This window comes from Actinomadura sp. KC216, from assembly GCF_004348535.1.
Taxonomy (GTDB): domain Bacteria; phylum Actinomycetota; class Actinomycetes; order Streptosporangiales; family Streptosporangiaceae; genus Spirillospora.
In genome coordinates this window covers 1-6585 of record NZ_SMJX01000407.1, presented here as the reverse complement: position 1 = coordinate 6585, position 6585 = coordinate 1, and the positions used below count along the sequence as shown (strand labels likewise).

The 6585-nt window shown below is 72.6% G+C and carries 7 protein-coding genes; 3 read left to right on the top strand and 4 right to left on the bottom strand.

The features are described from left to right. Positions 1 to 66: 66 nt before the first annotated feature. Positions 67 to 834 carry an alternative oxidase gene (locus tag E1264_RS38535; protein WP_132181840.1) on the top strand — a complete coding sequence of 256 codons (768 nt, stop codon included), beginning with the start codon at positions 67 to 69 and terminating at the stop codon, positions 832 to 834. On the opposite strand, the gene E1264_RS38530 is transcribed toward E1264_RS38535, so the two are convergent. Next, positions 815 to 1225, bottom strand: coding sequence for a MarR family transcriptional regulator (locus tag E1264_RS38530; RefSeq protein ID WP_132181838.1), 411 nt, complete (start codon positions 1223 to 1225; stop codon positions 815 to 817). The two genes, E1264_RS38535 and E1264_RS38530, sit on opposite strands and share 20 nt — an antisense overlap. 81 nt (positions 1226 to 1306) lie before the next feature. Between E1264_RS38530 and E1264_RS38525 the strand changes: the two genes are divergently transcribed. Together E1264_RS38525 and E1264_RS38520 are read left to right on the top strand one after the other, a co-directional pair. After that, on the top strand, positions 1307 to 1669 hold the full coding sequence (locus E1264_RS38525) for a metalloregulator ArsR/SmtB family transcription factor (protein WP_243711432.1): 363 nt from the start codon (positions 1307 to 1309) through the stop codon (positions 1667 to 1669). After that, complete coding sequence (locus tag E1264_RS38520) at positions 1666 to 2118, top strand: SRPBCC family protein (protein ID WP_132181834.1); 453 nt, start codon at positions 1666 to 1668, stop codon at positions 2116 to 2118. The genes E1264_RS38525 and E1264_RS38520 overlap by 4 nt, the downstream gene beginning before the upstream one ends. Before the next feature lie 19 nt (positions 2119 to 2137). On the opposite strand, the gene E1264_RS38515 is transcribed toward E1264_RS38520, so the two are convergent. From E1264_RS38515 to E1264_RS38505, 3 genes are all read right to left on the bottom strand, one after another. After that, positions 2138 to 3523: an NADH-quinone oxidoreductase subunit N gene (locus tag E1264_RS38515; protein WP_165964601.1), complete on the bottom strand. Its 1386-nt coding sequence runs from the start codon at positions 3521 to 3523 to the stop codon at positions 2138 to 2140. Continuing rightward, on the bottom strand, positions 3523 to 5016 hold the full coding sequence (locus E1264_RS38510; protein WP_132181832.1) for an NADH-quinone oxidoreductase subunit M: 1494 nt from the start codon (positions 5014 to 5016) through the stop codon (positions 3523 to 3525). The genes E1264_RS38515 and E1264_RS38510 overlap by 1 nt, the downstream gene beginning before the upstream one ends. A 4-nt stretch (positions 5017 to 5020) precedes the next feature. Further along, positions 5021 to 6585: proton-conducting transporter membrane subunit (locus E1264_RS38505; RefSeq protein WP_132181830.1), on the bottom strand; the 1565-nt coding region annotated here is incomplete at its 5' end.

Below are 6585 nucleotides of genomic sequence, written 5' to 3'. Positions count from 1 at the left end.
GCCGTAGATCATGTGTCTCTTCGCGGCCGATGCCGGGCGGTATGCCGTGCACGGAGCATCATCGGCATGACGAACACGACGCAGACCCTCACCCGTCCGGCCCCCTCCGTCTCCGCCCACGCCGGACCGCCGAAGCTGTCCCCGGTCGAGCTGCGCGCCGCGCAGATCGAGACCCTCGAAACCCCGCGCCTGAAGTACGGCCTCCTCGCCCGGATGCTGTTCAAGCAGATGGACCTGGTCTACGGCCGCGAACGCACCCTCGTGAAGTTCACGATGCTGGAGTTCATCGCCCGCGTCCCCTACCAGGCGTGGGAGCGGATGGGCTACCTCTCGCTGTCGCGCCACCGCCGCCGTTCCGCGCTCGCCAAGCGCGTCTACGAGCGGATCGTGGAGACCCGCGAGGAGCAGGACAACGAGCAGTGGCACCTGCTGATCCTCCAGGACATGGTCCAGCGGGACGGGATGAGGCAGTCGTTCGTCCTGCACCGGCTGGCGCCGTGGCTCGTGGCGTTCTTCTACTACCACGTGTCGTGGCTGCTGTTCCTGGTGCGTCCCGAGCTGAGCTACCGGCTGAACGCCGACTTCGAGGACCACGCCGAGCACGAGTACATGTCGTACGTGGCCGAGCACCCGGAGCTGGAGCACGTCCCGGCACCGGCGACCTACGCCGCCGAGTACGGCGAGTACGCCTCCGTCGCGGACCTGCTCCGCCAGATCGGGCACGACGAGCGCGTCCACAAGCTGGACAGCCTGGTGAACATGCGCGCGCCCCGCTTCCAGGACGTCCCGGACGCCCGCACCCCGCGGGACGCGGCTACGACAGCTCGTCGATGATCTTCTCCAGGGCGCTGCGGACGCAGCGCCGCTCCTCCTCCGTCAGCGCGGCGGCGACTCGCTCCTCCAGTCGCCGCCGCTCCTGTTCTATCGGCGCCCGCACCTCGCGGGCCTTGGCGGTCAGGTAGAGCCGCACGAGCCGCGCGTCGGACGGATCGCGCCGCCGGACGACGAGATCGGCCGTCTCCATCCGGGTGGCGGTGTTGACGATGGTCGGCGTCGTCAGCCCGAGCCGTGTCGCCAGCTGACCGGGCGTCAGGCCGTCGTCCTCCCAGAGGACCTCCAGGACGAGGTTCTGCCCGACGCGCACGCCGTGCCTGCTCATCGCCGCGTCGGACGCGGCACGCAGCACCTTGTGGGCCCGCGCGGCCAGCCGCACCAAGTCTTCCATACGGAAATTGTAATGATCGCCACGGATCGTTACTTAAGCGACCCCTTGACCATCTCACCCGCCACCCATACAGTTAAGGATGTGCTTAACAATGAGGAGGTTCCGGACCGGGTGTTCCACGCGGTCGCCGACCCGACGCGGCGGGCCATCGTGGAGCGGCTGACCCGCGGACCGGCGTCGGTCAGCGAGCTGGCCCGCCCGCTGCCCATGTCGCTCCCGGCGGTGGTGCAGCATCTGCAGGTTCTGGAGGCCGCCGGGCTGGTCCGGTCGGAGAAGTCCGGACGGGTCCGCACCTGCCGCCTCGAACCCGCGGGCCTGCGGGCGGCCGAGGACTGGCTGCGCCGCCAGCGCACCGCCTGGGAGGGCCTGCTCGACCGCCTCGGCGACCTCCTCACCGAGAACCCCGATGACCCGGAGCAGAACAGCCAAGGAGCATTGTCATGACCGTGACCGAGCATCCCGTCCTGCACTCGACGTTCACGCTGGAGCGCGCGTACCCGGCGGCGCCCGGACCGGTGTTCGCCGCCTGGGCCGACCCCGCGTCCAAGGGCCGCTGGTTCGCCTCCCCCGGCGACGAACACGCCCTCGACTTCCGTCCCGGCGGGCAGGAGTCGCTCCTGCACCACGGCGAGGACGGCGAGCCGACCCTGCGGGTCGAGTCGCTGTACCACGACGTCGTGCCGGACGAGCGGATCGTCTACTCCACCACCCTCTTCGCCGACGACCGGCCGGCCACCGTGTCGATCACGACCGTCCAGTTCGAGGCGTCGGACGGCGGGACGCGCCTCGTCCTCACCGAGCAGGGCACGTTCCTCGACGGCCGGGAGGAGCCGAGCTGGCGCGAGCAGGGCACCGGCGACTGGCTGGACAAGCTGGCGGCGGAACTCGGCTGAGAACGCGCACGGCGAGGGTTCAGGACGCGGCGAGCGCGATCCCGGCTCCCGCGCCCAGGGCCACCGAGAAGGCCGCCGCCGCGATCGCCACGGCCGAGGCGCCGCGCGCCGGGCGAGGCGCCGCGCCGTCCGGGCGCCCGAACATCGGGACGATCCACCGCAGGTAGTAGAAGACGCTCGCGACCGAGTTGACGGCGGCGAACACGGCGAGCCAGGCGTGGCCGCCGTCCAGCGCCGCGCCGAACATCAGGACCTTCCCGGCGAACACGGCGGTCGGCGGCGTCCCGATGAAGCCGAGCAGGCACACCACCAGCGAGAATCCGAGCAGCGGCGACGTGCGCAGCAGGCCGGTGTACCCGGCGATGTCGTCGCGGCGGACGGCGAGGACGACGGCGAAGGCGCCCACGTTCGTCACCGCGTACGCGGCGACGTAGTAGAGCAGCGCCGGCTGCGCGAGGTCGGTCCGTCCGGCCATGGCGACCGGGACCAGCAGGTATCCGGCCTGGCTGACGGTCGAGTACGCCAGCAGCCGCCGGACGTTGTCCTGCCCGAACGCGGCGAGGTTGCCCAGCGTCATCGTGACGGCGGCGATCACGGCGACGAGCACGGCCCAGCCGTCCGGCAGCGTCTCGGCGCCGAACCGGTACAGCGCGGCGAACGCGCCGATCTTCGGGACGGTGGTGACGAACGCGGCGACGGCGGGCGGCGCGCCCTCGGTCACGTCCGGGACCCAGAAATGCCCCGGGACGGCGCCCGCCTTGAACAGCAGCCCGGCCAGTAGCGCGACGACACCGAGCGCGACCACGCCCGACGGGGCGTCCGGGAACCCGGCGCGCAGCATCGGATAGCCGGTGCCGCGCCCGACCCCGTACAGCAGCGTGACGCCGCCGAGCATCAGGACGCCGAGCAGCGCGCCCATCAGGTAGTACTTCAGCGCGGCCTCGGTGCCCGGCGCGTCCTTGCCGAACCCGGCGAGCGCGTACGCGGGGATGCTCGCCAGCAGGTACGCGGCGACCAGCACCAGCAGGTCGGGCGTCGCGCCGAGCACGACCGTCCCGAGCGCCGACAGCAGGATGAGGACGTAGAGCTCGCTCTCGCGCGGATGGTCCCGGACGGGCCCGGCGGCGGCCAGGACGACGACGAGCAGCGTCGAGCCCAGCACGGCGATCCGGGTGACGTGCGTGACGGGGTCGATCATGAACGCGTCGAACGCCATCAGGTCGGGGCGCGTCGCCGCGACGCCCGCGACGGCCAGCCCGGCGACGAGCCCGGCCGCGCAGACCACCGCGACGCGCCACTGCTTCGTCCGCGGCAGGAACAGCCCGTTGACCAGCCCGAGCACGGCGGCGATCAGCACGCACAGCTCCGGGGCGAGGTCGGCGGGGTTCTCGTTCATCATCGTCATCAGCGGCTCACGAGCGCGACGACCGCCGCCGACAGCGGCTCGATCGTGTCGAGCAGGACGCGCGGCGCGACGCCGATCAGCAGCGACAGCGCCAGCAGCGGGACGAGCGCCGCGAGTTCGGGGCGGCGCACGTCCGTGACGAGCGGCGTCAGCTCGCCGGGCGGGCCGAGCACCGCCGCGTGCAAGACGCGCAGGAACAGCGCCGCCGTGATGACGATCCCGACGATGGCGAGCGCGCCGGTCACCGCCGTCGCCGCGGCGCCGCTGCCGATCGTCCCGGCGAAGATCTGGAACTCGGCGATGAACCCGGACAGGCCGGGCAGCCCCAGCGAGGCGAACGCGGCGACGGCGAACAGGCCCGCGTAGACGGGCGCGCCTCGGGCGATGCCGCCGAACCGTCCGATGTCGTAGCTGCCCGCCCGGTCGTGCAGCACCCCGCACAGCAGGAACAGCGCGCCGGTCACCAGACCGTGGCTGACCATCTGCGTCACCGCGCCGGTGACCGCGAGCCGCCGCGCGTCCGCACCGCCGTCCCCGGACACGTATCCGGCCGCGCCCACCGCCAGGACGATGTACCCCATGTGGTTGACGGACGTGTACGCGACCAGCCGTTTCACGTTGTCCTGCGCGAGCGCGACCAGCGCACCGTACAGGACGCTCACCAGCCCGACGATCAGCATGACCAGCGCGTAGCGGCGCCAGGCGTCCGGCAGCATCGGCATCGCGATCCGGACGAGCCCGTAGGTGCCCATCTTCAGCATGACCCCGGCGAGGATCGCCGACCCGGCGGCGGGCGCGTCGGTGTGCGCGGGCGGCAGCCAGGTGTGGAACGGGACGACCGGCGTCTTGATCCCGAGCCCGATCCCGACCGCGAGGAGCGTCAGCCCGGCCAGGCCCGGCGAGTCGGCGAACGGGGGCGTGCGGGTCAGCGCGGTCATGTCGAAGGTGTGCGGGTCCGCGCCCAGGTACAGGCCGATGAAGCCGAGCAGCAGGACGAGCGACCCCAGGAACGTGTAGAGGAAGAACTTCAGCGCCGACCGGGCCCTGTCCTCGTGGCCCCACAGCAGGATCACGAAGTACATGCCGACGATCGACAGGTCGAAGAACACGAAGAACAGGAGGAGGTCGAGGGCGGCGAACAGCCCGAGGCACACCGTCTCCAGGAACAGGAACAGCATCGCGAACGTCCGCACCCGGTGCGTCTGACGCAGCGAGTACACCGCGCAGGCCGCGAACAGCACGGCGGTCAGCGCGAGGAGCGGCAGCGACAGGCCGTCGACGCCGACGTGGTAACCGGCCCGGACGGACGGGATCCAGCGCGCGTTCGTCTCGAACGAGACCCCGCCGCCCGTCCCGTGGGCGATCCACATCGCCATTACAAGGGCCAGTTCGGCGCCGGTGACGGCGATCCACGTCCAGGTCACGGCGCGCCGCGGGACGGCCGGAAGGACGAGCGCGGCGGCCAGCGGCAGGAAGATCACCAGTGTGAGCACGGCGTCACCCGGCCAGGACGGCGATGACGGCGAGCACCGCGAGCACCACCGCGGCCTGGGCGTAGTAGAGGTGCAGCTGCCCGGTCTGCGGGCGGCGGGCGAGGGCGGCGAGGCCCCGGGCGGCGCGTCCGGTCAGGGCGACGAGGCCGTCCAGGGGGAGCTCGACGCGGCGTCCGGTGAGCCCGGCGGTCCAGCGCCCGCCGCGCGCGACGGCCCGGACGGCGCCGTCCACGACCCGGTCGTCGAACCGCACCAGGGCCCGCGCCGCGGCGAGCGTCGGCCGGGCGACGACGACCACCGCCGCACGCTCCAGCCGGAGCCAATCGAGGGCCCAGGCAGGCTCCGGAACCCGCTCCCGCACGGCCACGACCACCCCCACCGTGAGCACCGCGAGAACTCCCGACAGGGCCATCTCCCATGCCTTGAGCGTGACGTCGTCCGAGATCCCGGGCAGCCCGAACACACCGAGTACGCCGCCCAGGCAGGCGGCCGCGACGCCCAGCCCCGCCAGCGGAATCCGCTGCGACACCGGCACCCGCACGCGCTCGCCCGGACGAAGCAGCCACAGCACCGCCTTCCCCGCATAGGCGGCCGAGAGAACGGACGCGGCGAACCCGACCCCCAGCAGCGCGGGCGACCGCTCCCCGACGCCTCCCAGCACCGCGTCCTTCGTCACCCACAACGACAGCGGCGGGACACCGGCCAGCGCGATCGCGCCGACCCCGAACACCACATCGACCAGCCGGTCGCTCCCGCGCCTGGTCAGCCACACCCCGGCGCACAGGAACAGCGAGCTCTTCACCGCGGCGTGCGCGACCAGATGCGCCGCGCCGCCCTCCGCCGCCCCGGCACCCGCGCCCAGCACCATGAAGCCGATCTGCGCGCACGTGGACGCGGCGAGAAGCTGCTTCAGATCCCGCTGCGCGAGCGCGACCGCGCCCAACAGCAGCGCGGTCAGCGCACCGGCCCAGCTCACCGCCGTGGCCGCCCATCCGGTGGCGTCCAGCAGCGGGCGCAGGCGCAGCAGCAGGTACGCGCCCGCGACCACCATCGTGGCCGAGTGCAGCAACGCCGACACCGGCGTCGGACCCGCCATGGCCCGCGACAACCAGAACGAAAACGGGAGCTGCGCCGACTTCCCGAGCGCCGACACCACGACACCGGCCGCGATCAGGTTTCGCCACGGCGCGTCGGCCTGCGCCAGCGCGTCGAGCCGCAGCGAATGCGCTCCGGCGACCGCGAAGCCCGCCGCCGCGTAGAGGCCCATGTCGGCGGCCCGGGTCGTGAGAAAGGCGATGTCGGCCGACCGCACCCGCTCCGCGTCCGGCCACGCGTACCCGATGAGCGCGTACGACATCGCGCCCATGACCTCCCAGCCCATCAGCAACAGCAGCAGGTCGGACGCGGTGACCGTGACGGCCATCGCCGCCCCGAACAGCAGCACCAGGACGTAGAAGCGGACGCCGTACCCGTCGGCCGCCGCGTAGGCGAGCACCGCGACGAGCACGACGGCCAGGGTCACCAGGAGGACGGCGGACAACCCGTCCACCGCGAGCCCGCTCCCCCACC